Raw genomic sequence first — 25,524 nt, 5'->3', positions numbered from 1 at the left:
ACTAAATTATACCATACCCTTTTACCTTTCCAATGAAACGAATGGCCTATGTGTTTGGTTGGTCGAATATCCGGCTATGAGCGGTTACATGCGTGTATAGAGCGCATAGATCGGAACTATGAGCGAATTCAGCTTGCTATAGAGCAGTTACAGCCATTCTATGAGCGCTTAAACTGTCCGATAGAGCGCTTACCCACAATCAATGATCAAACGCAAAAAAACTGCAGATCCACTCCCGTTAAAAGAGTAAATCTGCAGCCTATATTATCGATTATGCAGGCATTGGAGTATCCGTCGGTTTCGCGTAATCGGGTGGTTGGGTGGTCGAATATCCGGCTATGAGCGGTTACATGCGTGTATAGAGCGCTTAGGTCAAAACTATGAGCGGATTCAGCTTGCTATAGAGCAGTTACAGCCATTCTATGAGCGCTTAAACTGTCCGATAGAGCGCTTACCCACAATCTATGATCAAACGCAAAAAAAACTGCAGATCCACTCCCGTTAAAGAGTAAATCTGCAGCCTATATTATCGATTATGCAGGCATTGGAGTATCCGTCGGTTTCGCGTAATTTCCATTACCATACTCTGTATCAATTGCGTCACGGATTTCTTTCATCGACTTGCCGTCTTGCTTCATTTGTACGGATTTCACTGCGATCTCCAGACAAACTAGGCAACGTGTGCCGTGATCATCCCAGACGACCGAGCCGTCTTCGCGCACTTCATCCAAGAAGCAATTCATATTACTCTTGTGTCCAGCACTATCTCCGCAACCACAATAGCAAGGCATGTATTCCAAAACGTCCGTTGCATTGGCCGCTACTTGATAGACCATACGCATATCTTCTGGCTTATCATCTAGAAATGAAGGCAAGATATCCGCTGAAGCGGTCACTTCTTGCAAGTCTCCGTTCGGCAAATGTTCTGCGTGGTCATGTCCTGCTTCTGCCCGTACGTCTTTCGGATCGACTTCAGCAGGCTTTTCTGTAGCGCCGTTTCCGCATGCCGCAAGCGCCAAAGTCAGCGCCGCCAGTCCTGCAAGTAACTTCTTTTTCATGTATATTCTTGACTCCTTCGTATAGACGTTATGCCTTTAGTATACAAGGTTTGCGGGAAAAACAAGCGTACAAATTCATGACAATTATGAGTTGCCCGTCATTTTGCTTGGATCTACATATTCGTCAAATTGCGCTTCTGTCAATAAACCAGTAGATAGTGCCGCTTCTTTCAGCGTAGTACCTTCTGTATGAGCTTTCTTCGCAATTTTCGCCGCATTTTCATAGCCAATATGTGGATTCAATGCTGTAACTAGCATCAAGGAATTCTTTACTTTATTATCGATTTCTTCACGGTTCGGTTCAATTCCAACTGCACAGTTATCGTTGAAGCTGATCATACCGTCAGCCAATAATTTCGCTGATTGTAGGAAGTTATAGATAATAACTGGTTTGAAGACGTTCAATTCAAAGTTACCCTGACTTGCGGAGAAGCCGATCGTCGCGTCGTTACCCATAACTTGAGCCACAACCATCGTCAACGCTTCACTTTGTGTTGGATTCACTTTACCTGGCATGATCGAGCTGCCTGGTTCGTTTTCAGGAATCGTAATTTCGCCAATACCTGAACGTGGACCACTTGCTAACCAACGTACGTCGTTTGCTATTTTCATCAAGTCTGCTGCCAATGCTTTTAGCGCGCCGTGTGTGTAGACAACTTCATCATAACTCGTCAATGCGTGGAATTTATTCTGTGCAGATGTAAAGTCGATTCCAACTGACTTCGAAATCTCTTCCGCAACTTTCTCACCGAATCCAGCTGGTGCGTTCAGTCCTGTACCGACTGCTGTACCGCCGATTGCGAGTTCTTTCATCGTCTCGACACTAGTTTCTAGCATGCTGTGCGTTTTTTCAAGCATTCTGTGCCAACCGCTGATTTCCTGACCTAACGTCAATGGCGTCGCGTCTTGCAAGTGCGTACGACCAATTTTAATAATGTCCGTGAAGTCTTCAGATTTTTTCTGAAGTGTTGCTGCTAATTTATCAATTGCCGGCAATACTTCGCGCTCTACCGCAATTACACCCGCCACGTGAAGTGCTGTCGGGAACGTATCATTCGAACTCTGTGATTTGTTGACGTCGTCATTCGGGTGCAGGCGTTCTTCCTCGCCCCACTCTTCAAGCAACTGGTTTCCACGGTTAGCGAGTACTTCGTTCATGTTCATGTTCGATTGCGTACCGCTTCCTGTTTGCCAAACGACTAACGGGAAGTGCTCGTCCCATTTGCCTTCAATGACTTCCTCTGCTGCTGCTTTGATAGCTTTCATTTTGACTTCGGATAGATTGCCGAATGAATGACTTGCGATTGCTGCTGATTTTTTTAAATGGGCAAAGGCTTGGATTACACCAAGCGGAATGCGTTCCCCGCCGATTTTAAAGTTGTGCTTACTGCGCTGCGTCTGCGCTCCCCATAACTTATCTGCTGGTACTTGTATTTCTCCGAACGTGTCATGCTCAATACGATATTCCATCTTTACATCCACCTCTCAAAGTAATAATCAGACTCTCTATCTCTATCATGCCCTATTTTCGCGCAAATTTGAATTAAAAAGGATTGGAGGTGAGTTACTTGGTGAGTACGAGGAGATCGAAGCTCCAGTTGGCTCACCGCGAGCCCTCTAGGAAAGCGTCCCCTCCGAAGCGCCAATCCCCCTACCCCATCACACTGCCAGCCTTATCCACTCAAACTCCTTGCATCCGAAACGCTTTCTGAACCACTGCAAAATAAATCACTAACGCCGCGGTACTGCATGTCAATACGATAATACTAAGCGGCCACGCCGAGCTGTCTCCCGCTAGTCCTACTAGTGGCGAAACTATTGCACCGCCGATGAAAGGCACCAGTCCAATAAACGCCGACGCGCTTCCTGCTGACTTCCCCTGACTCTGCATCGCTAGCGAAAATGCCGCAGGCGACACCAAACCAACACTCGACACCATAAAGAATAATGCCGTCGCAATTACAGCAAGCGACCATTCATTCCAGACCGTCAACAAAAGTACAATACTCGCTGTGAATGAAAGCAACACACCTGCGCGCAGAAACTTCAACTCGTGAATTCTACCCGAAAGCCGCCCCGTCACTTGTGCCGCTGTAATGATTCCGATACCATTCATTGCGAAAAACAGAGAAAACTGTTGCGCAGTGATACCATAAATATTCTGTAAAACGAACGGAGACCCCGCAATGTACGCGAATAGGCTTGACATGATCAAACCTTGCGTTAACGCGATGCTTAAGAACCACTTATCCCTCAGTAGACCACTAAACGTCTTGATGACTGCCAGCATTCCACTCTCCGAACGTGCTTCAACCGGCAACGTGTCCGGCAAGAAAAACGCTGTGGATAAAAACATCAACAAACCGATGACTCCCAGTAACAAGAACACCGTTGGCCACGAAGCATAATTCAGCACAACACCGCCTATTATCGGAGAAAGTATCGGTGCTGATCCACTGACGATCGACAACATCGCCATGAATTTTGTTAATTCACTTCCTACATATAAATCACGTGCGCAAGCTCTCGCAATTACAATTCCAGCAGCGCCTGTTAAACCTTGAACGAAACGCAATGCAACGAAAATCCAGATATTCGGACTAAACGCACATAGAACGGAAGCGATTGCGTACACGCTAAGCGTAATGACGAGCGGTTTCCGTCTGCCATAAATATCACTTAACGGTCCAAAAATGAGCTGTCCTACGCCTAAGCCGAGCAGACAAGCCGTCAGACTTAATTGAACAAGTGAAGTCGAAGCATTTAAATCCTCCGCCACAATAGGCAATCCTGGCAAATACATATCCATCGACAGCGGACCGAATGCCGACAACGAACCGAGCAATATAACGAGCCAAACAGTTGGCATAGGAATCTTTTTTTGTAATGAAGTTTTCAAATGTACATAACCCACTTCTTCTATAGAATTCATTTAGTATAACAAAAGTAGTTGTATTTGGTTACTTTTATACTATATAGACAATAAAGCTCCGCCTACCGCACCGAATAGCACAACGATCCATGGAGGCATCTTCCAAAAAGTCAGCATACTGAATAAAACGGCCGCCAATGCAAAGTCTTCTGCTCGCAAAATCGAGCTTGTCCAGATTGGATTATATAACGCCGAAAGAAGTATTCCAACGACTGCAGCATTGACACCCATGACCGCACCTTTGATTTTCGGATGATTGCGCAAAACGTCCCAAAAAGGCAGCGCTCCGACGATCAATAAAAAGGCAGGCAAGAAAATCGCGACGGTTGCGAATAATCCACCTTGCCAACCGTTCATCACGGCTCCAAGATAGGCTGCAAACGTAAACAACGGTCCTGGAACCGCTTGCGTCGCACCATAACCTGCTAAAAATGATTCATTTCCAATCCATCCAGCCGGTACCAGCTCCTGTTCCAATAAAGGCAAGACAACATGTCCCCCACCAAATACGAGCGCACCCGACCGATAAAAGCTATCGAATAACGCGATCCAATAAGATCCTGTCAGTTCCCGAAGCAACGGCAACATGCCAAGCAAAGTAAAGAACAATGTTAAACAAATAACTCCCATTTTCTTTGACACGAGGAATTTCGAGGAACTAGCATCTGACGAATCCTGAGCTTTGAACAACCATAACCCTACTAAACCCGCTACTATAATCACTCCAACTTGCGTAAAAGCCGCTTGCCATAAGAGCGTGACAACGAGTGCTAATAATGCGATCGCTTTTCGCTTAATATCTGGCGTTAAATTCTTTGCCATGCCGAGGACCGCGTGCGCGACAATCGCCACCGCCACGATCTTCAATCCATGGAGCCAGCCTGCATCACTAATATCTGAACCCGCTAGAAGCGTAGCAAATAAGATCAACGCCACGACAGATGGCATCGTGAAACCTAGAAAGGAAACAAAGCCGCCGACTACCCCTGCACGCGCCACACCAATTCCAATCCCTACCTGACTGCTTGCTGGACCTGGAAGGAATTGAGCTAATGCTACTAAATCCGCATACCCTTTTTCATCCATCCATTTACGTTTTCGCACATACTCTTCATGGAAGTAACCTAAATGCGCGGTTGGTCCACCAAATGAGGTCAGTCCTAGTGTAAGAGAGACGATAAATAATTCCGTTAGCCTTTTTATCGAAGAAGCCACATTACTCTTCATTTTGATCTCCTTTCGGCTTTTATAATGCTTTATTGCCGATCATCTCATGTCCCAATTTATTTTCAATAGATTTAGTAGAATTTAACGATAACTTAACAATCATTGGACAAACTAAGGATTAATTGAAAATCCAAATAAATTTCGCCCAAATTCTACAACGCTCGCTATCTTTTTACACACGATTTTTGTATGATGTAATAACTATCGATGTCAACAATAGATGGAGGAATTTAGATGCTAGGTCCACGTAAACCCGATCCTTTTTTTACAGCGTTATTGGACATCGCCAAGCATGTGCAAGAATCCATGCACTATGCGAACGAGTTTAAAGTCGATTCTGTCTCGGACTTAAAGGATGTCAGCATTCGCATGAAGGAATACGAAACAGCTGGTGATACATTGATTCATGAATTAATCACGAAATTAAATACATCGTTCATGACACCGATTGAGCGCGAAGATATTTTGAATATCGCGATTGCAATGGATGATATTCTTGATGGCATGGAGCATTTCCTTGCTAATCTTGAGATGTTTTCTCTCATTGAAGTCGATGAGTACATGCAGAAGTTCATTATCAACATTATGAAAAGTACTGATGAAATCGTTTTGGCGATGGAATTGCTGACGAAGAAAAAGCTAGTGGAAATGCATATGCATGCTGTGCAAATCAAAGAGTATGAACGGATTTGCGACGAAGTGTTACGGACTTCCATTAAGCAAATGTTCATTCGTGAAAAAGATCCAATTCGCATCATTCAATTGAAAGATCTGTATGAACTACTTGAAGACACGGCAGACTTTTGTCAAGACGTGGCAAACAATATCGAAACCATCATCATGCGCAACGCATAAGGGGTCCTAACCAATGGATACGATTCTCATACTAACCATTCTCGTCGTGGTCTTTGCCTTGGCATTCGACTTCATTAATGGTTTTCACGATACAGCCAACGCGATCGCTACTTCGGTATCGACACGCGCTTTGAAACCTCGGACTGCGATTATGCTAGCGGCCACGATGAACTTTGTCGGTGCACTGACATTCACAGGTGTAGCAAAAACCATTACAAAAGATATCGTCGATCCGTTCGTATTAGAAAATGGTTCTCTCGTTATTTTGGCAGCACTCGTTTCCGCGATTATCTGGAACTTGGTCACGTGGTATTTTGGAATTCCTTCTAGCTCATCGCATGCATTGATCGGATCTATTGCCGGCTCAGCAATTGCAGCAGCGGGATTTGGTATTCTGAATTACAGCGGCTTCATTAAAATCATTCAAGCACTGTTACTGTCCCCTATCATTGCACTCGTCGGCGGATTTCTTGTCATGACCATCTTACGTACGGTATTAAAGAACCGTAATTTATTTAAAGCAAACCGTCGTATTCGCTACATGCAAATCGGGACGGCTGCGATTCAATCATTCACGCACGGTACGAATGACGCGCAAAAGGCAATGGGGATTATTACGATGGCTTTGATCGCGGCAGAATTGCAGACCACCGACGATATCCAGTTATGGGTACGGATTGCAGCGGCGACTGCGATGGGAATCGGGACGTCAATCGGCGGGTATAAGATTATTAAAACCGTTGGCGGCAAGATTATGAAAATCCGTCCGATTCACGGTATTGCGTCTGATTTGAACTCTGCAGTTATTATTTTCGGTGCCACACTTCTTCATTTGCCTGTCAGCACGACGCATGTCATCTCTTCTTCTATTATGGGAGTCGGGTCAGCGCAACGCTTAAAAGGTGTGAAATGGGGAGTCGCACAAAAGATTGTTTTGACGTGGATTATCACGATGCCGATCTCCGCTTTAATGGCCGGGGTCGTCTATAAAATATTCACACTTTTCCTATAATCAAAGTGAAAAGGCAAACAGGGAATCTAGTAAGGGAATCCTTCAACTTGCTTTATCTCCCTTTTCTTGTTATGATAAAGAAGAATTATTTTTGTTCGACGCTGGTCTACGATTTTATCTCGACCGTTTTTGAGAAATTGAGCAAGGATAGTAATACAATGTGTACACGAGTGTGCACGAGGAGGAAACAAACATGGAACAAGGTAAAGTAAAATGGTTTAACGCAGAAAAAGGTTATGGCTTCATCGAACGTGAAGATGGCGACGACGTATTCGTACACTTCTCAGCTATCCAAGGTGACGGATTCAAAACTCTTGAAGAAGGTCAAGACGTGTCTTTCGAGATCGAACAAGGACAACGCGGACTTCAAGCTACTAACGTAACTAAAAACTAATTTAACTATACAAACCACTTCCTTTTAGGGAGTGGTTTTTTTGTGCGTTTCTTTCCATATTTTCGCAACATCTTCTGGCACTTCGTTGCTATGATAAACATAGAAATGAATTTACATGATTTCACACATCGTTTGAGGAGGAATGGCCTTGCAGAGATTCGGGAAGTTTGTGACCCAATCGTATAAATGGATTTTCATGTTTTGGATTTTGCTATTTGGCGTTATGACCTATTTCGCCATTCAACTGCCTAGTTTGCTTTCAGGAGACGGCTTCCGCGTAGATGGAGAGCATGAACACGTCATGAAAATCGTCTCGGAAGACTTCGGTTTGCCTGCCGAGTCATTATTTTTAGTATTTGACGGAAAGTCCGATGCAGAAATCGATGCATCACTTGATCAGCTAGAAAAGCTCGGTGTCATGTCCGATATCGTATCTCCTCTTGTGGAAAAAGAACAGTATACAAAAGATTTATCCTATGCCTTGTTGCAATTTGATACGGCACCTGACGATATGCCGCAAGTCGTCGAGGATATACGCGACGAAATCGGTGGTCAAGCTGGCGTAACACTCACTGGTGGAGGGGCATTTGAACACGATGTCAATCAAGCGAGCCAACGAGATTTGATGACAGCGGAAGCGATCGGTTTACCGATTGCGATCGTCGTGTTGTTGTTTGCATTTGGAACAATCGTTGCCTCTTTCGTTCCATTAATTGTCGGCATCGGCACCGTCGTCTCCACTCTCGGAATTTTAGCTTTGCTTGGCAACACAGTGGACTTATCCATTTTCGTCCTGAATATCGTGCCGATGCTCGGACTCGCTCTGTCCATAGATTTTGCGTTGTTGTTCATTAGTCGGTATCGAGAAGAACTTAGGAAACGTAGCGTCAAGGAATCGGTCATCATGACGATCCGTACTGCTGGTCGTTCCATTATATTCTCTGCGGTTTGTGTGTTTATTGGACTCGGTGCGATGCTGCTCATTAAGGTAGATATTTTCATGAATATTGCACTTGGCGGCATGATTGTCGTTGGAATGGCAGTCGTTTCATCACTTACTTTATTGCCTTCCATCTTGTTGATGCTCGGTGAACGTATTCACAAGGGCCGTTTGCTGAAAGAGCGTAACGAAGATGCAAACGGTTGGAGAAAGTTTGCGAACGGTGTTATCAAACGTCCGGTAACCATTGCGATCGTAGCATTTGTGTTACTCGCAATTGCGGTTATTCCGGTGAAGAACATGGAATTGACGATTCCGCAGATCGACTCGTTACCGAAAAACTTTGATACACGTGTAGCATTTGAACAAATGGAAGATACGTTTGGCTTAGGTGACGAGAGTACCGTGTTCCTCATTGCTGAACGGGATGGTAGCTGGAAAACGACTGAAGGTCTGGCGGATATGATTACGTTGCAAGATCAATTGACGAATGATCCGGTAGTTAAAGAAGTTTCGACCGTCTTTACGCTCAGTGGTATAGATACTGTAAAGGAATGGGAGCAAACGCTGCGTATTCCGCAAATGTACGATCAACTCAATCCCGTGCTGAAGAACTTCACGGACAGTGGCAACCGATTACTTATCCCCGTTACGTTGAGTGCTGCCGGTAGCTCGAATGAAGCACAAGACTGGATTCGTGATTGGTCAGAGAAAGATACTGGCTTCAACATCTTGCTAGGCGGTGAACCGCGTTTCAATCAGGAAATCTTCGATGAAATAGCGGATCACATCGTATACGTATTATTAATTATCATCGTTTCAACATTCTTCATCCTAATGTTCGCGTTCCGTTCATTAGTCATTCCGGTGAAAGCAATCCTAATGAATATTCTTGGGTTATCGGCAACGTTCGGTATACTCGTGTATATATTCCAGTACGGTCATTTCGGATTAAATCCTGGTACCGTAGCGCTCATCATCCCAGTCATCGTCTTCAGTCTTGTGTTCGGCTTGAGTATGGACTATGAAGTATTCTTGATCTCACGGATGCAAGAAGAGTTTGCACAGTCATTCGATAATGACAAATCTACGGTCGAAGGACTTGCGACGACAAGTAAAGTCATCACGTCTGCCGCGCTCATCATGATCGTGCTAACAGGTGCCTTCGCGTTTACAGATGTAATGCCAGTCAAGCAAATTGGAGTAGGAATCGCGGTCGCTGTTGCGATTGATGCGACAATTATCCGACTGTTGCTAGTACCTAGTTTGATGAAACTGTTTGGTAAGTGGAACTGGTGGTTGCCATTTGGCAAAGGATTATACCGTTCCAACAGCCAGAAATATAGCGCAAAATAAAAACAGCCTGTCGGGAATAGAATTCCTGACAGGCTATTTTTATTGCCAGCCGAATGTACCGATCTCGGCATACGACTGATTGTCCATCGACTGATGATTTTTCTGTGTGGGATTATTTTTAAACGTAGCCTGAACCATCAATACGACGCCTACTACCGCTACAATCAACACCACAACAAGCCAAATCGCGACTGTCTTACCCTTCATACGATATCACCCCTGTTGCCGTTATTTCGTTTTGACGGAAAAGCCTTCTTCTTTCAAATAGCTTGCCGCCTCGCCATAATCGCCAAAGCCCTCTTCCAAGTTCGCTTCGTGATAGACGTTAAAGAAGCCGTCTTCCTCAAGAAGTGTCAACATCTGGCCATTCGAGTTCTGCCATGTTTCTGCGATCGGATCTACTTCTTGTACCTCAGTCGCCAATCCTTCAACCGCTGCGCGAATCACTGCACGGAATTCATCCGCAGAGTAATCACGTACGTTCACTAGACCGCGGTCATCCGCTTCATAGCCTTCTACGTCTGCCACATAGACAAATGCATTACCATTCGGATGCAAGTGCTGCACGACGACTGTTTTATCATACAAAGACTCTTCATAATGATAGTTCAAGCGCTTCATCGATACTTCTTTCTTCACTAACTCCGGGAACTCTTCTATAATCTGCTGTTTCTCTTCAAATGTTAACATGTTTTTCCTTCTTTCTAATGAAATTCAGTGCTCATCTTGTTCTCCATTCCGTAATCAGGACAAACAATATGACGACCGCAAATGCGACAATATAAAACCAGGAAGGTATACTGCTCAAACCACCGAACATGCCATCCACTCCTTCCAGACTTTCCATTCTTTTTTTAGTATACCCTTTTTCCTGCTACTCTGGCGGATAATTTTCAACAATTAATAGTTACCGCTGTATTGCCGAGGTACAAACAGAGTATAATGTGAAAGAGGAGTGGGTTTCTTATGATAAAACGCCTGTTTCAGTTACTCTTTCTCGCAGTACTCCTCTACGCATTCAAGCCCTTCTGGGAAGGTCCCGTATCAGAATATGTGGACTTATCGTTTCTCGACCCAGTTGACGCCAAAGTAGAAACTGTACTGAACGAGGAAGTAGTTGGATCTGCGCTCGACTATACAAAACAATCGATCACCGATTTAATTACATTCGTTTCCGACAAAGCCGTCGGAAGCAGCCCCCCGGATGAAGTTGCCCAACCTGTGCTTGATGCACCTGCAACGGGCATTATTTCCATCCACAATATTGAAATTGGCACACCAGAAGCACAAGTGAAAGAAAAGCTCGGTGATCCGCAACGGAAATCCGTCAATGAATATGGCACGGAATGGCTGACATTCCATGATAACTACCAGAATTTCGTCATGCTGTCGTATGATATTAAACGTCGAGTCAACGCCATCTACACGAACGACCGTCTCATCGCTTCATCTATCGGCATTGAATACGGTGTGCCGAAAGAAACAATACGTGAAGGACTGGGTGAACCGATTACGGAAATACGTAAAGGTACCAATATTTATAAGTTGCAGGACGATGAAGGCATGGATGTTTTTCATTCCGACGGTCTTTATATGTACGTTTTTTATGATCTGCATAAAGAAAATACCGTCACCGCGGTTCAATTGATCGCGAATTCGCTAGAGTCAGGTAAATCTGCGCTCTACGCACCACAAAACGATGCTATGCGCCAAGGCTTCGAGATGCAATTATTTGATTTGACGAACGCGGCCAGAGTGCGCCACGGTCGCTCTATTTTAACATGGGATCAACTGGCATCTGACACTGCCCGTCTGCATAGTACTGATATGGCAGTGCAAGATTACTTCAGTCATGAAAACTTGCAAGGCGAATCCCCTTTCGATCGCATGAAAAAACAAGGCCTTAAGTTCGTTAGTGCGGGTGAAAATCTAGCATATGGTCAGTCTAGCAGTATTTTTGCACATGAAGGGCTGATGAATTCCAAAGGTCACCGGGAAAACATATTAATCCGTGACTATCAGTTCCTTGGGATCGGTGTGGATTTCAATGACAAAGAACAGCCATTTTATACGGAAAACTTCTTCGCCAAGTAAGGGGATTTCCTTTCATTACGGCAAGTTATCCAGTAAAATAGAGACAAGGGCTTTGGTCAACCCAAGACCTTCATTACAGCATTAAAGGAGAATTTCAATTGAAAAAATTTGCTGCATTTTTCCTAGCCGCGACGTTGATTTTGTCGCCGATTGGGAACATCATCTTCCAAGATGAAATTACGGCCGAAGCTCGTGGCTATAAGTCTGGTAAGAAGAGTTTCAGTACACCTAACCGTGTGCAACCGAATAAAGCAGAAAAGAAACAAGATACCAATCAAAGTAATGATAAAGCAACAGCAGGTAACACAACGAAGAAGCCAGGCGGTATGGGTGGCGGCTTGATGAAAGGTCTATTCGTTGGTGGACTAGCGGGTCTACTATTCGGTAGCTTGTTTGCAAATATGGGTATGCTTGGATCCATCATGGGCTTGCTGATCAACGTGTTAGCAATTGTCTTCATCATTTACATGGTTCGGAAGATTTTTGCGATCTTCAAAGAGAAAGAGCGTAAGCGCAATGAGGATATGAATCAATGGAACAACAGATAATCTACGAACAAGACGTAGTGAATGCGGTGTGTGTATTGATTGCAAAAGAGTTACGTGCAATGCCAGACGACGTGGAAGTCGAGCTTGCCTACGATGACGACACTGGGTTTTCAGCAGATGCGGAGCTTAACGGCAAGATGCATCATTTGGATACCTCTCGTCTAGTCGAGGCGCTTCGCCTTTGGATCGAGCAGTATCTCGATCAGGATCCGATGGCAGCAGGCATTCAGCTGAAGCTGGATGATGAAGAAGGGATTATCGCGGTAGTGCGATAATTAACAGAACGCCCCTTTCCGGGAGGGCGTTCTTTTTTTGTGTTCAATTGGGTGAATTGGAGAGGCTGGCAGTGGTATTGGGGTGGCGATTGGTGCTTCGGAGGGGACGCGTGTCCTATGGGTGGGCGGTGAACCACCCCCCCTTCGCTCGCTGGGTTTTTCACCTGTCAAAGCGGCGAAGTGCAAAGATGTGCTCCTAACGCTGCGCTTTTACTCGCAAAAGCCGTTCTTCGTTACGGCTCTTCCCGCAGGATCAGCTCGAAAGGAGAGACAACCAAAAGGGAGCAAAGCGACCTGGTTGGCTCACCGAGAGCCCATGGGAAAGCGTCCGCCAACTGGAGCTTCCATCCCAACGCACTCACTAAGTAACTCACTCTTCCCAAGCACTTGTACTTGTACTTGCACTTAAACAAGTCCAAACAACAAAAAAGATGCCCCGAAACCCCGGGACATCCTACTTGCTTATCACTTCATATTCTCAGACGTAATCTCAGCACAAGCAAATGGTGTTCCTGAGTCGCCCGCTGGATCCGTTACGTTATCATCCGGACCTTCATGGATAACTAACGCAGTACCATCCTCATCAATCAAAGAATTATCCATACCTGATTCAAGAGTAACTGCATCTGTCGTTATCGTAACTTTTGCATTTCCGTCTTCATCCGCCACTAAATTCTCCAAATCGCCTGCGTGGTGTCCATCGGGATTTTCCAAACCATGCTTTTTATCCGTCGGGTTAAAGTGACCGCCTGCAGACTCTTTAAAGTCTGGCGCTGTACAAACGCCCGTTTCATGGAAGTGCATGCCGTGTTCGCCTGGCTCAAGGCCGGTTACGTCCACGTCCATTGCTACTCCGGACGGTCCTTGCGTCAGCGTCACCGTACCGATCTCTTCCCCATCTACATTCATGACCGGCGCCATCACTTCTGGCTCAGCCATTTCCTCTTCTTCCACGACAGGATCACCACTGCCATTCACCGGCTCCTTTTCCTCATCTGCTCCGCCACCGCAAGCTGCCATGAGTAACGCGGAGCCCAACACTACACTTGATAATTTCCACATAATTAAATTCCTCCTAATGTAAGTTTTATATCGTCCCGTTCATTGCCACTTGTATAATGAACTCATAGTGTGTAGTGTACCCACTTTTACAGCTTTCTAACATTTTATTGCGGGTGCCTATGAGCGGATAACGTGCCCGATAGAGCGACCAACCATGTGGATAGAGCGCTTGCGGGACTTGATAGAGCACTTAACCCAGTGAATAGAGCACACAACCACGAACTATGAGCGCTCAAACGATTCTATGAGCGCCAGCCCGCTTGTGATAGACTACCTACCAACCCAACCCCCTCCCCAAGAGACCCAATCCCAATCCCCCAACCCACACAACCAACTAGCCAAATAAAAAAACACTCCAAGGAATCATCCCCAGAGTGCCTAAACTGCAAATCAATCTTCAATCAACGGGTATACGCCGTCTTCATCATGTGTTTCCGTTCCGACGAGTGGTGGGTTAAAGACACAAATCAAGCGCATATCTTCTTTACCGCCACGTAAATAATGGTCATCGTGTTCATTCAACGCATACATCGTACCGTTTTTAATCGGGTACACTTTGCCGTCCGCAATCGTTTCAATTTCTCCATCACCCGCTACGCAGTATACTGCTTCGAGGTGGTTTTGATAATGGATATGTGTTTCCGTTCCAGCGTAGATAATCGTTTCGTGGAACGAGAAGCCCATATTGTCTTTCTTCAGCAAGAATCGACGACTTGCCCATGTTTCTGCCTTTGTTTCATTTTCACTACCAATAATTTCATCCAATGTACGTACAATCAATGCGTATTCTCTCCTTTAATTCTGCACAATTTCTTCAATCACTTCTTCTAGAATATCGAATCCTTGGTCGATTCCTTTTTCGTCCATGATCAATGAACCGAGGAATTTGACGACTTCGCCTTCAGGACCCGATGTTTCAATGATCAAACCTTTTTCAAATGCTTTGGCACAGATTTTATCCGCATAGTCTTCCTTGCCTTCACCGCAGACGATTCCTTGCATGAAGCCGCGACCACGTGTTGTAGCTTTTAATTGCGGGTAATCTTCAACGATGGTTTCCATGCGCTTCGTAATGAGCTTGGATTTTTCTTGTACCGATTTAGCGAATTCATCTGTTTCCCAATACGATAGAGCTTCTGTCGCTGTCAAGATTGCCATATTGTTACCGCGGAATGTTCCGTTATGCTCGGCTGGGCCGAATACGTCATATTGCGGTTTGATTAGCGTAAGTGCTAACGGTAGACCGTAGCCCCCTATGGATTTTGACAAGCACACGATGTCAGGCTTAATGCCAGCTGGTTCGAAACTGAAGAACGTACCAGTTCGTCCACAACCCGCTTGTACATCGTCGACAATTAGTAGAATATCGTGTCTTCTGCAGAGACGTTCAATTTCACGCAACCAGTCAAAGCTTGCAGGATTGATGCCGCCTTCGCCTTGTACCGTTTCGACAATCATAGCTGCCGGTAGATCCAAGCCACTGCTTGCATCGGCTAAATACTTTTTTAGGAAGTTCAATGATTGACCTTCTTCTAAAAATGTATCAAACGGCATAGAAGTCGTATTGTTAAGTGGTACGCCGGCTCCACCGCGATTGTAGGAGTTACCGGTTACGGACAACGCACCGAGTGTCATGCCGTGGAAACCGTTCGTAAAGCTCACAATATTTTGGCGTCCCGTTACTTTGCGGGCGATTTTCAGTGCACTTTCGACTGTATTCGTCCCGGTAGGTCCAGGAAACATCACTTTATAGTCCATGTTTCTTGGCTGCAAGATCACTTCGTTAAATCGTTCAAGAAATTCTTTTCGGACCGTCGTTGCCATATCCAGACTATGTGAAATTCCATCGTCTTGAATATATTCAATCAGCTTTTCTTTCATCTTATCGTTATTGTGGCCGTAGTTTAAAGCACCTGCGCCGGCGAAGAAATCGATATATTCTTTACCTTCCGTGTCCCACATCTTATAGCCTTTTGCTTTGTTGAATACTGTTGGGAAACTTCTGCTGTAACTTCTCACTTGCGACTCCTGATTTTCGAATACTTCCATTATCTGCTGACTTTTTGTCAGTACCATGTGTAATTAATTCCTCCGTTAGATTCTGTATTTTCCAGTGTCATGTTGCGGCAATCGGCTTGTTTCTCAGAATGGTCCAATGCGGAACAGTTCTTCTGATTCGTGCCCGCCACCAGGGAATTGATCTTTCGTATAGCCATCCGTAATCGTGCATTCCGTCTCCAAATCACGTGCCAAGCCTGTAAATAACTTAGTGGACGCCTCATTAGATGGTGTGACGGTCGCTTCTAGATAGCGAATATTCCGACATGCATCACTTTGCAAAATCGAATGCAGCATACGCGAAGCTATACGCTTACCACGTACTGATTCATCGACTGCGACTTGCCAAATAAACAATGTATCTTGCGCTTTTGGTTGAATAAAGCCTGAAATGAAGCCTACAAGCTTTCCGTGATCTTCTACGATAATACTCGTGTCACTGAATTGGTCTGCCCACAGCAAATAGCTATAGGAAGAGTTTAAATCCAGTACGTTCGTATCTTTAATGAGCTGCCAGATGAACTTTCCATCGTCTACAGTCGGAATACGAAATGAATACGGATCGTTCGGATCTAGCCCTGCAATCGAAACTTTGTGTTTTTTGTCCAAACAGTTTCTCCTCCAAGTTCTCTTACATGTAGTTGTTCAAGTATTCATCATCTGTCAATTTCTAAGATGTGCGCTTCGTTACCCGAGAACACGATCTACTTACAATACGTTCGTCGAATAGTCATCAATGTGAGGTTTTACGGACCGAGCACATACACTCGGCAGATTCTAGTTATGAATCTAGCGGATATAGCAAGGGTACTTACGTAGAAAAGCCAAAATGGAGATTCGTGCTGGCTACTATGGGTGCTATCTTTCTGCCTTGCGGTATGAAGAGCAAAAAAGAGCGCCTTTACAAAAGCGGGGAGCTTTTGTTCATGGAAACAGCAGATATATTAAAAATTCGCTGATATGAAAGACACTTTCATTATCTAAAATTTACTACCATACGCATTCATCCAACCAACGTTCCCACACTGGTGAAGAAGCAAACTATGTGTCGCCTGTGACACTGGTTGCTATTATAGGAAACTCTGAAAACGTTGTCAACAGTAAATATATCATTTTATTTATTTGATTAAAAAGTAAAGCTCAACTAAGCCAGTCAGCGTATAGCCTGAGAGAGAATATAAAAAACCGGAAACATTTTTCGTTTCCGGTTGAATTTTATGAAAATAATATCTTTTCTAATTCCATTGGTGCAATATATGTATCGCCTTGATAGACGCGCATATTGCCTCCTGAAATTTCATCGATCAACATGATATTTCGCTCAGGATCGCGACCAAACTCTAATTTAATATCATATAGCTCTAAACCTTTTTCTGCCATCTCTGATCGGACTACTTCAGAAATTTGCTGAGTTAATTCTTTAAGAGTTGCGTATTCTTCATGCGTCAAAATGTGAAGTTGTGCCAAAGCATCTTCTGAAATAGGTGGATCTTGACGTTCATCATCTTTCAATGTCACTTCCACGAAAGCATCGAGTACTTGTCCTTCTTCAGCATACGCACCGAATCTGCGCAAGAAACTTCCGACCGCACGGTATCGACAAATCACTTCTAATCCTTTACCAAAGACCGTAGCAGGCTTCACCGTCATCGTTACTTCGTCCAGATCGGCATCGATGTAATGTGTCGGTATGTTTTGCTCCGCCAATTTCTCAAAAAAGTATTGTGTCATGCGAAGTCCGGACTTTCCGGCACCATCAATTGTCAGGCCTACAGTGTTAGCACCTGGATCGAATACACCATCTTCCCCTGTTACATCATCCTTGAATTTCAATAGCACGTGGCCATCTTCCAAGCGGTAGACGTCTTTCGTTTTACCAGAATAGGTTAATTTCATCCGTACGATTCTCCTCTATTCATAAATGTTGTACTACTTATCCAGTATAAAGCACTTTGGTCAGAAGAAAAAGTCTTGTTTGACGAATCTTGACAGAGGTCAAGGCAGTGTACACAAAAATTTCTTATACTTAAGATAATAAATACAAACGAAAAGGATGAGGAAAATGAAAAAAGTCGTATTTTTAATGGAGCCATTTAGCTGCCCATCATGTGTTAAGAAAATTGAAGGTGCCCTATCCAGAGCGAAAGGCGTACAGCAAGTAAAAGTATTATTCCACTCCAGTAAAGTTCGGGTCGAGTTTGATGAATCTGTCGTAGAAGCCAATGAATTGCAGGAATTGATTGTCAAACTTGGCTATCCAGTTCTCAATCAAAAAGTCTCATAAAAAGGAGGTATTCAAATGAATGCAAAACAAACTGTGCGCATCACTTCCTTATCCGCGATGTTGCTTGGTGTAGCGATCATCTTGCACTTCGCGGGCTTTCATGACGCGCGTCAGATTACATTAATCGCTGCCACTATCATTGCGGGTACTCCGATTGCCATAAAAGCGTGGAAAGCTATTCGAATGAAAGCTTTCAGTATTGAACTTCTCGTCACGATCGCAGTCATCGGTGCCTTATTTATCGGCGAATATGTAGAATCCGCAGCAGTTACTTTCTTATTTTTATTCGGAGCGTTACTTGAAATTCGCACAATGGAGAAAACGCGGTCTTCCCTCAAAGCACTTGTCGATCTGGCCCCGCTAGAAGCGAGTGTCCTTCGGGATGGAAAACTACTGACGATTGCTGTTGATGACGTAGAAATCGGTGATCGGGTAATCGTTCGCTCAGGTGAACAAGTTCCGGTAGACGGTCCGATTGTTTCAGGAAATGCTTCTATAAATGAAGCAGCCATCACAGGAGAATCGGTACCCGCATCCAAAACACTAGATGATCAAGTATTTAGCGGTACGTTAGTAGACAATGGCTATATTGAAATAATTGCAGAACGTGTAGGTGACGATACAGCATTCGCTCGGATTATCGAGCTAGTCGAAGAAGCACAAGAAGCGAAGTCGAAAACTCAAAAATTCTTAGAGCGATTCGCCAATATTTATACACCTTCCATCGTCATCCTATCGATTATCGTCTATATATTCACACGCAATATCGAAATGACATTAACATTCCTTGTCATCGCTTGTCCTGGTGCCCTCGTCATTTCAGCTCCCGTCTCGATCGTAGCTGGAATTGGTAACGGAGCCCGTCATGGTGTGCTCATTAAAGGTGGCGACGTGATGGAGCAATTGGCGAAAATCGACACTGTCGTCTTTGATAAAACAGGTACGTTAACTAAAGGACGTCCAGAAGTTACTGACATCCATAGCTTTGGCATCAACAAAGAAGAGTTACTCCGTTTAACTGCAGAAGCTGAACTGATGTCTGAACACCATCTCGGTCAAACGATCGTTCGTGAAGCAAAAAAACGCTTGATTCATTTAAAACACCAAGCACAAGACGCACAAGTTATTAAAGGTAACGGACTTCTTGCTGAAGTAGATGGCCAGCAACTGGCGGCGGGTAACCGGAAGCTGATGATCTCACAAGGTATAGCTATCTCTCCAACTATAGAAGAGTATGCATCCAAGCGAGAAAAGGCAGGTAACACAGCCGTGTTCATCAGTATTGGTGGAGAAATCGCAGGTATTATTTCCATAGCGGATCAAATCCGTCCAGAAGCCGCGGCTGCCCTAGCTAAACTACGAAGAAATGGTATTAAACAAATGATTATGCTAACGGGCGACAATGTACACACTGCCCGACTCGTTGGCGAACAACTTGGTCTCGACAGCGTCTATGCAGAGCTGTTACCTGAAGACAAAGTAGCCGCTGTCCAAAAGTTGAAAGCGCAAGGACATCGAGTAGCGATGGCAGGTGACGGAATCAATGATGCGCCGGCAATCGCCACTGCAGATATCGGACTGGCAATGGGTAAAGGCGGAACAGACATCTCCATGGAAACAGCGGATATCGTCTTGATGGCGGATCGACTAGATCAATTCGCCCACGCCTATGCATTATCGAAAGCGACTGTGAACAATATGAAGCAAAACACATTTTTCGCAGTTGGCACAGTAGTTTTATTGCTAATCGGTGTACTGCTAGGCAAAGTCTTCCTAGCATCCGGCATGCTTATCCACGAAGCAAGTGTGCTTCTTGTCATATTGAACGCCATTCGATTAATACGCTATACTAGTGACAAAGCGTCCAAACGAAATGTAAGCGAGGTGAAAGTGAATGAGTCAGCAGCCCCACAATGACACGACCGATCATCGAATGTGTGTATCACTTGTTCCACTGTTCAATCACTTGGAAAAAGATCAGATGAAGCACATTGTAGAACTTGCGCGAAGCACCCCCTACCCGCGTGGACAAATTATTTACAATGAAGGCGACCGCTCCGAAGGCTTGTATATATTGCACAAAGGACGGATCAAAATATATCGCCTATCAGAAAACGGCAAAGAGCAAATCGTACGAATACTACAACCCGGAGATTTCACAGGCGAGCTATCGTTATTTGATGCTAAACCTCATGACGCCTATGCAGAAACACTTGAACCCGTAGAACTATGTGTTATTCAACGGGACCAAATGCAGCAACTTCTACAAGAGCACCCCGCAATTTCATTGAAGATGTTGGAGGAATTCTCCTCCCGCCTCGCCCGAACGGAACAACGGGCGGCACGAATCGGTATGGAATCAGCAGAAACGCGTATCGCCCTTTACCTAGTTGACTTATCAGAAGAACAAAGACAATTGATAGTCGAATTACCAATGAGTCGCAAAGACCTAGCCTCTCACCTAGGGACGACACCTGAAACAATCAGTCGAAAATTAAGCGCTTTCGAAGAGTCTGGCTGGATTCGCCAGCCCAGTATGAAAGCAGTAGAAATTCTAGATTTGGATGCTTTATTGCTTTTATAAAAGAAACGCTTTTCATTCTACCGTACACGTGATAGGCTAGTTCTGAAAATCAAATATTTTGACCATTAGGGGAATCCTTTACAAGGACTGAGAAAAGAGTGTGGCTCTGAAACCCTTATTACCTGAACAGGTTAGCACCTGCGGAGGGAAGTGGCGAGTCGTTCCGTATGTATTTCTGTCGACATTTCTACCACTTTCCGATTCGGGAAGTGGTTTTTTCTATTGGAGGGGAATGAATGAAATTATTGGGCGTGACTGACGACCGTCTTTCGGTGGATGAACTGACACTACATTTGTTGCGCACAGCACCGTTTCTTGATGCCATCATTTTGCGGGAAAAGTCCAAGTCAGATGAACAGCTAGTAGATCTAGTTACGCGTCTGGCAAGTACTGAATTCCCACTCGACAAGCTTACTCTTCATGCCAGACCTCACTTGGCTAGAAGACTGAAGCTCAAAAAAGTGCAACTGACTGGCTATGGTATGTCGTTACAGGATGCACATCAAGAATTCCCCGAGCTCTCTTTCGGTTGCTCGATTCATTCATTGGAAGAGGCAAAGCTAGCTATGAATAAGGGTGCAGATTGGCTATTGTACGGGCATGTCTTCGATACGCCATCGAAACCTGGGCTGCCAGCGCGTGGAACGGAAGAATTATTTTCTATTGCACAGTGTAGTTCGATTCCTGTGTATGCAATTGGTGGAATTGAGCCGCATCACTTACCTAATTTACAGCAAAACCACGTGGCAGGCGTCGCCGTATTATCCCCTATGCGTTCACTGAAAACTTTGCAGAGTTATAGAAAAGGAGAGGTATCTCATGGAGAAAATGATTGATCTAAACGGCAAATCGTATCCCGTCATTCCTGAAGTAGGGACGATCCAGCAGTTACTTGAGCACTTAGGACTTGGCGATCGTATTTTGATCGTGGAGAAAAACAAGGAAATTTTGCAGAAAGATCACTACGACGCACCGATCATGGACCGAGACCAAATTGAAATCATACATTTTGTAGGAGGCGGATGAACATGTTAAAAATTGCAGATAAAGAATTCTCTTCACGTTTATTACTAGGCACGGGGAAATATCCTTCATTTGATATTCAAAAGCAAGCAGTGGCGGTATCAGAAGCAGAGATCCTGACGTTCGCAGTACGACGCATGGATATTTTTGAAGCATCGCAACCCAATTTTCTCGAACAACTTGATTTAACGCGCTATACATTGCTTCCGAATACCGCAGGCGCCAGCACAGCGGAAGAAGCCGTACATATCGCACGTCTCGCCAAAGCTTCGGGACTTTGCGACATGGTAAAGGTGGAAATCATCGGCTGTAGCCGTTCATTACTTCCTGATCCAGTGGAAACATTACGTGCGTCTGAAATGCTGTTAGAGGAAGGTTTCATTGTACTACCCTATACGTCAGACGATGTAGTACTTGCAAGAAAACTATGCGAATTAGGCGTTCACGCTATCATGCCAGGCGCTGCGCCAATCGGTTCAGGCAGAGGCATTCTGAATCCGTTGAATTTGTCATTCATCATTGAGCAGTCCAATGTACCCGTCATTATTGACGCAGGGGTCGGCTCTCCAAAAGACGCCGCTTTCGCGATGGAACTCGGCGCAGACGGTGTATTGCTGAACACAGCCGTATCGGAAGCCGCCAATCCCGTCATGATGGCAGAGGCAATGAAGCTCGCGATTGAAGCGGGACGTCTCGGTTATAAAGCTGGACGTATGCCAGTTCGTGATTATGGCGTGGCTAGCAGTCCGACTGAAGGGCTTGTGACGACTTGAGCAGTAAATATTCTCGGCAAGAACTGTTTGCACCCATCGGACCAATTGGACAACAACGTATACGCGAAGCAAAAGTTTTTGTCTTAGGAGTGGGTGCTCTTGGCTCTTCAGGAGCGGAGATGCTAGTGCGGGCAGGCGTCGGCGAACTGACCATTGTCGATCGCGATATTTTGGAATGGACTAATCTTCATAGACAGCAATTATACTCAGAACAAGATGTCATCGATCAATTACCGAAAGCAATCGCTGCGGAAAGCCGATTGCGCGTGATCAACAGCGACGTGAAAGTTCGTGGGATTGTGGCGGATGTCACGCCTGAAAATGTCCTCGAATTATTCGAAGGCCATCATTTCATTCTCGACGGCACAGATAATATCGAAACTCGATTACTCGCAAACGACGCCGCATTACAACTCGGCATCCCCTTCTTCATGGGCGCTTGCGTCGGTAGCTATGGGCTGACATTTCCTATCGGTGTAAAAGAAGGAGCGCCCTGCTTACATTGTCTGCTCGAAGCGTTGCCGCCACAGTCTTTGACATGCGATACAGTCGGCGTCATCTCGCCCATCGTCGTCACGACTGCCGCCCGTCAAACCGCAGAACTGCTGAAGTGTATCACGGGGGCAACAATGGAACCCCGTCTCGAATCCGTCGATCTCTGGACAGGCGAGCGCGCTGCTATGAACGTACAAAGCATGAAGAAACCTACTTGTCCAAGTTGCTCAGACACCCCTGTCTATCCTTACTTGTCTGCCAATGAAGTGGTTCGTACAGCCGTACTATGCGGACGCGACACGGTTCAACTGACATGGCCGAAAAATCGACAAGTTGAGCTGATACCATTTGCTGCGTCCATTCGCGATATTGTTTCTAATTTAAAGCAAAATCCTTATTTAGTTTCCTGTGATTATAACGACCACCGACTCGTGTTATTCCGCGATGGTCGGATGTTGGTGCATGGGACGAAGGATATTACGGCCGCGCGGAAGATCGTGGCAGGTTTGCTTGGCTGATTGTTTGATGTCTCTTGTTCTCCTTAGAGCGGTCGTGTGTGGTCTATGAGCAGTTAACTTGCTGGATAGAGCGAAGAGAGAGTCACATAGAGCGGATAGCCAGTAATATAGAGCGGATAAAACGCCACATAGAGCGTTCAGCCAGTTCCATTGAGCGACCACCACAATTTTACGACCTAACCCACACAATCCACCAATAAAAAACGCTTCGGAAAGCCCTAAAACGGCAGTCCGAAGCGTTTATTTCATTAAAAACCTAGCACTACACTTACTCAGTCACATCCGCCTCAGCCGAACTCTCCAGCCTTAGCACACCATCCGTCATCTTGTACACTTTATCTACGTACTTGATCAATCGTACGTCATGCGTCACGACAATGGTTGCTGTTTGATTGGACTTCGTTTCATTTCGTAATAACTCCATTACTTCAAACGCACGATCAGAATCGAGCGAAGCAGTAGGCTCATCTGCTAAAAGAATCGCCGGCTTACTAAACAACGCTTTAGCAATCGCCACACGTTGCCGCTCACCGCCCGATAAATCGGAAGGATAATTCTTATGCAACTTGGTAATACCTAAATCCTCGTATAACTTACGTTGCTCGTCTTTTGACATATTGTCTTTCTTCACTTTATTCAGCAATTCCAGCTGCTCGTCAACAGTTAAGAACGGTACGAGGTTGGAAGCCTGCAATATAAAACCGATTTCCTGCAAGCGAATTTTAGAACGCTGCTTTTCATTCAGCTGCGATAATTCTTTACCATTGATGATCACTTGACCTTCACTTGGAGTTTGCAGACCGCCAGCCACCGTCAGGAACGTACTTTTACCTGAACCGGATGGGCCAATGACAGCGACCAATTCGCCACGTTCGACTACAAAATTGGTCTCTTTCATCGCCTCGACTAGCGTATTGCCTTCACCGAACGTCTTTTTCGCATTTCGTAATTCTAGTACCATCGTTTATCCTCCTATCGCTTCGAGCGGATCAATTCGGATAATCGTCCAAACCGAAATGACGGCTCCGAGAATCGCCACTACTATTAAGACCAAACCATAAATAATCATGGTAGGTATATCAAACATGATAGGAACGGCATTTGGCAGGAAGCTTCCCGCAAGTAATGTCAGACCGAATGCGAGGACAACCCCGATTAGCGCAAGAATGAAAGTCTGCGCGATAACCGATCGTGCCAAATACGCACTGGAAATCCCCTGCGCTTTCATCAGACCGAACATGCTGATTTTCTGCACAGTCAATACGTACAAGAAAATCGCAACGATTGCGGCTGAGATAACGAATAAGAAGTAGATCATATACGTTAACGTCAAATTTTGCTCAGTATAACCCGGCAGATTCTCAATGAACGTTTCCGTTTCAATGATTTCCGTATTGTCTGGCAAGGATAGTGCATCCCATTCTTTGTCTTTAATGACAATCGCGTTGACAATATCTTTATTCATTGTATACGCGTCTCCAAATTTGATCTTCTGCATATCATTTAACTTCATGTAAAGTATAGGTGATGCATTAAAACGAGCCTTTTCCGTAAAGCCGACAATCGTCAGTTCCGTATCAGATGAAGACAGCTCCAGCGTATCGCCGATCTTAAAGCCTTCATCTTTCAACACGTCCGACGCTACCACACCGTTTTGAACATAAAACGTTGGGTCCCCTTCACTGACTTCCGGCTTGATGAACTCATCTCGGTCAATACCGAAGAGCATAACGTTTTGCTTGGTGTCACCGTTGTTCGCGATGGCACCCATTTGGCTGACAACAGCCGTTTCTTTCGCGCCTAGCTCATCGGCTATTTCCTTGTTGAGCGCCGATTCGTACAAGCTCTTATCGGATTCCTCCGTCAGTAGAACAGCATCTACTTTCCATGTGTCGATCGCTTCCCTATTCATGCTAGCTAATCCATTAGCTAGACCTGATAGGAAGAACACAAGGAACGATACCAATAGCAAAATCGATGTAATGAGTAAAAACCGTAGTTTATTCTTTTTAATTTCGCTCCAAGCTAAAAACATT

At 44.9% G+C, this 25,524-nt stretch carries 28 protein-coding genes and 1 riboswitch; of the genes, 14 read left to right on the top strand and 14 right to left on the bottom strand.

Features of this window, described 5'->3' with window-relative positions:
* Positions 1–533 precede the first annotated feature (533 nt).
* From CSV76_RS09350 to chrA, 4 genes are all read right to left on the bottom strand, one after another.
* A complete protein-coding gene (locus tag CSV76_RS09350; RefSeq protein ID WP_099625397.1) occupies positions 534–1,058 on the bottom strand; it encodes a PCYCGC motif-containing (lipo)protein in 525 nt (174 codons plus the stop codon).
* An 84-nt stretch (positions 1,059–1,142) separates the two neighbouring features.
* Positions 1,143–2,528, bottom strand: coding sequence for a class II fumarate hydratase (fumC, locus tag CSV76_RS09345; RefSeq protein ID WP_085427914.1), 1,386 nt, complete (start codon positions 2,526–2,528; stop codon positions 1,143–1,145).
* A 211-nt stretch (positions 2,529–2,739) separates the two neighbouring features.
* Positions 2,740–3,990, bottom strand: coding sequence for a multidrug effflux MFS transporter (locus CSV76_RS09340; RefSeq protein ID WP_099625396.1), 1,251 nt, complete (start codon positions 3,988–3,990; stop codon positions 2,740–2,742).
* A 39-nt stretch (positions 3,991–4,029) separates the two neighbouring features.
* Positions 4,030–5,217: a chromate efflux transporter gene (gene chrA / locus CSV76_RS09335; protein ID WP_099625395.1), complete on the bottom strand. Its 1,188-nt coding sequence runs from the start codon at positions 5,215–5,217 to the stop codon at positions 4,030–4,032.
* Positions 5,218–5,451: 234 nt separating this feature from the next.
* Here chrA and CSV76_RS09330 point away from each other — a divergent pair, with 234 nt between their 5' ends.
* The 4 genes from CSV76_RS09330 (at position 5,452) to CSV76_RS09315 (ending at position 9,774) form a co-directional block, all read left to right on the top strand.
* The gene (locus CSV76_RS09330; protein ID WP_099625394.1) at positions 5,452–6,072 is read left to right on the top strand and encodes a DUF47 domain-containing protein; all 621 of its coding nucleotides are present in this window, start codon (positions 5,452–5,454) and stop codon (positions 6,070–6,072) included.
* 13 nt (positions 6,073–6,085) lie between these two features.
* Positions 6,086–7,084, top strand: a complete 999-nt coding sequence (locus tag CSV76_RS09325; RefSeq protein ID WP_085427910.1) for an inorganic phosphate transporter — start codon at positions 6,086–6,088, stop codon at positions 7,082–7,084.
* Between the two features lie 193 nt (positions 7,085–7,277).
* On the top strand, positions 7,278–7,478 hold the full coding sequence (locus CSV76_RS09320; RefSeq protein WP_009766462.1) for a cold-shock protein: 201 nt from the start codon (positions 7,278–7,280) through the stop codon (positions 7,476–7,478).
* Positions 7,479–7,620: 142 nt separating this feature from the next.
* Positions 7,621–9,774, top strand: a complete 2,154-nt coding sequence (locus CSV76_RS09315) for an MMPL family transporter (RefSeq protein ID WP_199173050.1) — start codon at positions 7,621–7,623, stop codon at positions 9,772–9,774.
* Positions 9,775–9,813: 39 nt separating this feature from the next.
* Here CSV76_RS09315 and CSV76_RS17295 read toward each other — a convergent pair whose 3' ends face one another.
* From CSV76_RS17295 to CSV76_RS17840, 3 genes are read right to left on the bottom strand one after another with little or no spacing between them, the layout of a single operon-like run.
* On the bottom strand, positions 9,814–9,981 hold the full coding sequence (locus CSV76_RS17295) for a hypothetical protein (protein ID WP_158232774.1): 168 nt from the start codon (positions 9,979–9,981) through the stop codon (positions 9,814–9,816).
* Between the two features lie 21 nt (positions 9,982–10,002).
* Positions 10,003–10,464 carry a hypothetical protein gene (locus CSV76_RS09310; protein WP_099625392.1) on the bottom strand — a complete coding sequence of 154 codons (462 nt, stop codon included), beginning with the start codon at positions 10,462–10,464 and terminating at the stop codon, positions 10,003–10,005.
* A gap of 31 nt (positions 10,465–10,495) precedes the next feature.
* Positions 10,496–10,621: a hypothetical protein gene (locus tag CSV76_RS17840; RefSeq protein ID WP_255396860.1), complete on the bottom strand. Its 126-nt coding sequence runs from the start codon at positions 10,619–10,621 to the stop codon at positions 10,496–10,498.
* 119 nt (positions 10,622–10,740) lie between these two features.
* On the opposite strand from CSV76_RS17840, the gene CSV76_RS09305 reads away from it, so the two are divergent.
* The 3 genes from CSV76_RS09305 (at position 10,741) to CSV76_RS09295 (ending at position 12,691) form a co-directional block, all read left to right on the top strand.
* On the top strand, positions 10,741–11,868 hold the full coding sequence (locus CSV76_RS09305; RefSeq protein ID WP_232319514.1) for a CAP domain-containing protein: 1,128 nt from the start codon (positions 10,741–10,743) through the stop codon (positions 11,866–11,868).
* Between the two features lie 98 nt (positions 11,869–11,966).
* Positions 11,967–12,416: a hypothetical protein gene (locus CSV76_RS09300; protein WP_099625391.1), complete on the top strand. Its 450-nt coding sequence runs from the start codon at positions 11,967–11,969 to the stop codon at positions 12,414–12,416.
* The gene (locus CSV76_RS09295) at positions 12,401–12,691 is read left to right on the top strand and encodes a DUF2653 family protein (RefSeq protein WP_099625390.1); all 291 of its coding nucleotides are present in this window, start codon (positions 12,401–12,403) and stop codon (positions 12,689–12,691) included. Before CSV76_RS09300 ends, CSV76_RS09295 begins: the two co-directional genes overlap by 16 nt.
* 465 nt (positions 12,692–13,156) lie before the next feature.
* Here the strand turns inward: CSV76_RS09295 and CSV76_RS09290 are convergent, their stop codons facing one another.
* From CSV76_RS09290 to CSV76_RS09270, 5 genes are all read right to left on the bottom strand, one after another.
* Entirely contained in the window at positions 13,157–13,753 is a 597-nt protein-coding gene (locus tag CSV76_RS09290) for a superoxide dismutase family protein (RefSeq protein ID WP_085427905.1), read from the bottom strand.
* Positions 13,754–14,143: 390 nt separating this feature from the next.
* The gene (locus tag CSV76_RS09285) at positions 14,144–14,533 is read right to left on the bottom strand and encodes an ectoine synthase (protein ID WP_085427904.1); all 390 of its coding nucleotides are present in this window, start codon (positions 14,531–14,533) and stop codon (positions 14,144–14,146) included.
* Positions 14,534–14,548: 15 nt separating this feature from the next.
* Entirely contained in the window at positions 14,549–15,829 is a 1,281-nt protein-coding gene (ectB, locus tag CSV76_RS09280; RefSeq protein WP_099625389.1) for a diaminobutyrate--2-oxoglutarate transaminase, read from the bottom strand.
* Positions 15,830–15,895: 66 nt separating this feature from the next.
* Positions 15,896–16,420 carry a diaminobutyrate acetyltransferase gene (ectA, locus tag CSV76_RS09275; protein WP_085427903.1) on the bottom strand — a complete coding sequence of 175 codons (525 nt, stop codon included), beginning with the start codon at positions 16,418–16,420 and terminating at the stop codon, positions 15,896–15,898.
* A 606-nt stretch (positions 16,421–17,026) separates the two neighbouring features.
* On the bottom strand, positions 17,027–17,707 hold the full coding sequence (locus tag CSV76_RS09270) for a phosphoribosylaminoimidazolesuccinocarboxamide synthase (protein ID WP_085427902.1): 681 nt from the start codon (positions 17,705–17,707) through the stop codon (positions 17,027–17,029).
* A gap of 166 nt (positions 17,708–17,873) precedes the next feature.
* On the opposite strand from CSV76_RS09270, the gene CSV76_RS09265 reads away from it, so the two are divergent.
* From CSV76_RS09265 to CSV76_RS09235, 7 genes are all read left to right on the top strand, one after another.
* The gene (locus CSV76_RS09265; protein WP_085427901.1) at positions 17,874–18,095 is read left to right on the top strand and encodes a heavy-metal-associated domain-containing protein; all 222 of its coding nucleotides are present in this window, start codon (positions 17,874–17,876) and stop codon (positions 18,093–18,095) included.
* 15 nt (positions 18,096–18,110) lie between these two features.
* On the top strand, positions 18,111–20,012 hold the full coding sequence (locus CSV76_RS09260) for a heavy metal translocating P-type ATPase (protein WP_099625388.1): 1,902 nt from the start codon (positions 18,111–18,113) through the stop codon (positions 20,010–20,012).
* Entirely contained in the window at positions 19,990–20,679 is a 690-nt protein-coding gene (locus CSV76_RS09255) for a Crp/Fnr family transcriptional regulator (protein ID WP_085427899.1), read from the top strand. Before CSV76_RS09260 ends, CSV76_RS09255 begins: the two co-directional genes overlap by 23 nt.
* A 57-nt stretch (positions 20,680–20,736) precedes the next feature.
* A riboswitch (TPP riboswitch) is annotated at positions 20,737–20,845 on the top strand.
* Between the two features lie 70 nt (positions 20,846–20,915).
* Entirely contained in the window at positions 20,916–21,515 is a 600-nt protein-coding gene (locus CSV76_RS09250; RefSeq protein ID WP_099625387.1) for a thiamine phosphate synthase, read from the top strand.
* A complete protein-coding gene (gene thiS, locus CSV76_RS09245) occupies positions 21,499–21,705 on the top strand; it encodes a sulfur carrier protein ThiS (protein ID WP_099625386.1) in 207 nt (68 codons plus the stop codon). Before CSV76_RS09250 ends, thiS begins: the two co-directional genes overlap by 17 nt.
* Positions 21,702–22,475 (top strand): thiazole synthase, encoded by a 774-nt coding sequence (locus CSV76_RS09240; protein WP_099625385.1) that lies wholly within the window; start codon positions 21,702–21,704, stop codon positions 22,473–22,475. The genes thiS and CSV76_RS09240 overlap by 4 nt, the downstream gene beginning before the upstream one ends.
* On the top strand, positions 22,472–23,488 hold the full coding sequence (locus CSV76_RS09235) for a ThiF family adenylyltransferase (RefSeq protein WP_099625384.1): 1,017 nt from the start codon (positions 22,472–22,474) through the stop codon (positions 23,486–23,488). Before CSV76_RS09240 ends, CSV76_RS09235 begins: the two co-directional genes overlap by 4 nt.
* 268 nt (positions 23,489–23,756) lie before the next feature.
* On the opposite strand, the gene CSV76_RS09230 is transcribed toward CSV76_RS09235, so the two are convergent.
* The gene (locus tag CSV76_RS09230; protein WP_099625383.1) at positions 23,757–24,449 is read right to left on the bottom strand and encodes an ABC transporter ATP-binding protein; all 693 of its coding nucleotides are present in this window, start codon (positions 24,447–24,449) and stop codon (positions 23,757–23,759) included.
* 3 nt (positions 24,450–24,452) lie between these two features.
* Positions 24,453–25,523, bottom strand: a complete 1,071-nt coding sequence (locus CSV76_RS09225; protein ID WP_099625382.1) for an ABC transporter permease — start codon at positions 25,521–25,523, stop codon at positions 24,453–24,455.
* Position 25,524: the final 1 nt, after the last annotated feature.

This window comes from Sporosarcina sp. P17b (assembly GCF_002743115.1).
Taxonomy (GTDB): Bacteria; Bacillota; Bacilli; order Bacillales_A; family Planococcaceae; genus Sporosarcina; species Sporosarcina ureae_C.
Note: the sequence above shows the minus strand (reverse complement) of the source record. Positions and strands in the feature narration are given on the sequence as shown.

What these genes read in the sequence shown, in the direction of transcription:
- CSV76_RS09350 (WP_099625397.1), bottom strand. Translation starts at nt 1,058, where the DNA reads ATGAAAAAGAAGTTACTTGCAGGACTGGCGGCGCTGACTTTGGCGCTT.
- fumC (WP_085427914.1), bottom strand. Translation starts at nt 2,528, where the DNA reads ATGGAATATCGTATTGAGCATGACACGTTCGGAGAAATACAAGTACCA.
- CSV76_RS09340 (WP_099625396.1), bottom strand. Translation starts at nt 3,990, where the DNA reads ATGAATTCTATAGAAGAAGTGGGTTATGTACATTTGAAAACTTCATTA.
- chrA (WP_099625395.1), bottom strand. Translation starts at nt 5,217, where the DNA reads ATGAAGAGTAATGTGGCTTCTTCGATAAAAAGGCTAACGGAATTATTT.
- CSV76_RS09330 (WP_099625394.1), top strand. Translation starts at nt 5,452, where the DNA reads ATGCTAGGTCCACGTAAACCCGATCCTTTTTTTACAGCGTTATTGGAC.
- CSV76_RS09325 (WP_085427910.1), top strand. Translation starts at nt 6,086, where the DNA reads ATGGATACGATTCTCATACTAACCATTCTCGTCGTGGTCTTTGCCTTG.
- CSV76_RS09320 (WP_009766462.1), top strand. Translation starts at nt 7,278, where the DNA reads ATGGAACAAGGTAAAGTAAAATGGTTTAACGCAGAAAAAGGTTATGGC.
- CSV76_RS09315 (WP_199173050.1), top strand. Translation starts at nt 7,621, where the DNA reads ATGGCCTTGCAGAGATTCGGGAAGTTTGTGACCCAATCGTATAAATGG.
- CSV76_RS17295 (WP_158232774.1), bottom strand. Translation starts at nt 9,981, where the DNA reads ATGAAGGGTAAGACAGTCGCGATTTGGCTTGTTGTGGTGTTGATTGTA.
- CSV76_RS09310 (WP_099625392.1), bottom strand. Translation starts at nt 10,464, where the DNA reads ATGTTAACATTTGAAGAGAAACAGCAGATTATAGAAGAGTTCCCGGAG.
- CSV76_RS17840 (WP_255396860.1), bottom strand. Translation starts at nt 10,621, where the DNA reads ATGGAAAGTCTGGAAGGAGTGGATGGCATGTTCGGTGGTTTGAGCAGT.
- CSV76_RS09305 (WP_232319514.1), top strand. Translation starts at nt 10,741, where the DNA reads ATGATAAAACGCCTGTTTCAGTTACTCTTTCTCGCAGTACTCCTCTAC.
- CSV76_RS09295 (WP_099625390.1), top strand. Translation starts at nt 12,401, where the DNA reads ATGGAACAACAGATAATCTACGAACAAGACGTAGTGAATGCGGTGTGT.
- CSV76_RS09290 (WP_085427905.1), bottom strand. Translation starts at nt 13,753, where the DNA reads ATGTGGAAATTATCAAGTGTAGTGTTGGGCTCCGCGTTACTCATGGCA.
- ectB (WP_099625389.1), bottom strand. Translation starts at nt 15,829, where the DNA reads ATGGTACTGACAAAAAGTCAGCAGATAATGGAAGTATTCGAAAATCAG.
- CSV76_RS09270 (WP_085427902.1), bottom strand. Translation starts at nt 17,707, where the DNA reads ATGAAATTAACCTATTCTGGTAAAACGAAAGACGTCTACCGCTTGGAA.
- CSV76_RS09265 (WP_085427901.1), top strand. Translation starts at nt 17,874, where the DNA reads ATGAAAAAAGTCGTATTTTTAATGGAGCCATTTAGCTGCCCATCATGT.
- CSV76_RS09260 (WP_099625388.1), top strand. Translation starts at nt 18,111, where the DNA reads ATGAATGCAAAACAAACTGTGCGCATCACTTCCTTATCCGCGATGTTG.
- CSV76_RS09255 (WP_085427899.1), top strand. Translation starts at nt 19,990, where the DNA reads ATGAGTCAGCAGCCCCACAATGACACGACCGATCATCGAATGTGTGTA.
- CSV76_RS09250 (WP_099625387.1), top strand. Translation starts at nt 20,916, where the DNA reads ATGAAATTATTGGGCGTGACTGACGACCGTCTTTCGGTGGATGAACTG.
- thiS (WP_099625386.1), top strand. Translation starts at nt 21,499, where the DNA reads ATGGAGAAAATGATTGATCTAAACGGCAAATCGTATCCCGTCATTCCT.
- CSV76_RS09240 (WP_099625385.1), top strand. Translation starts at nt 21,702, where the DNA reads ATGAACATGTTAAAAATTGCAGATAAAGAATTCTCTTCACGTTTATTA.
- CSV76_RS09230 (WP_099625383.1), bottom strand. Translation starts at nt 24,449, where the DNA reads ATGGTACTAGAATTACGAAATGCGAAAAAGACGTTCGGTGAAGGCAAT.
- CSV76_RS09225 (WP_099625382.1), bottom strand. Translation starts at nt 25,523, where the DNA reads ATGTTTTTAGCTTGGAGCGAAATTAAAAAGAATAAACTACGGTTTTTA.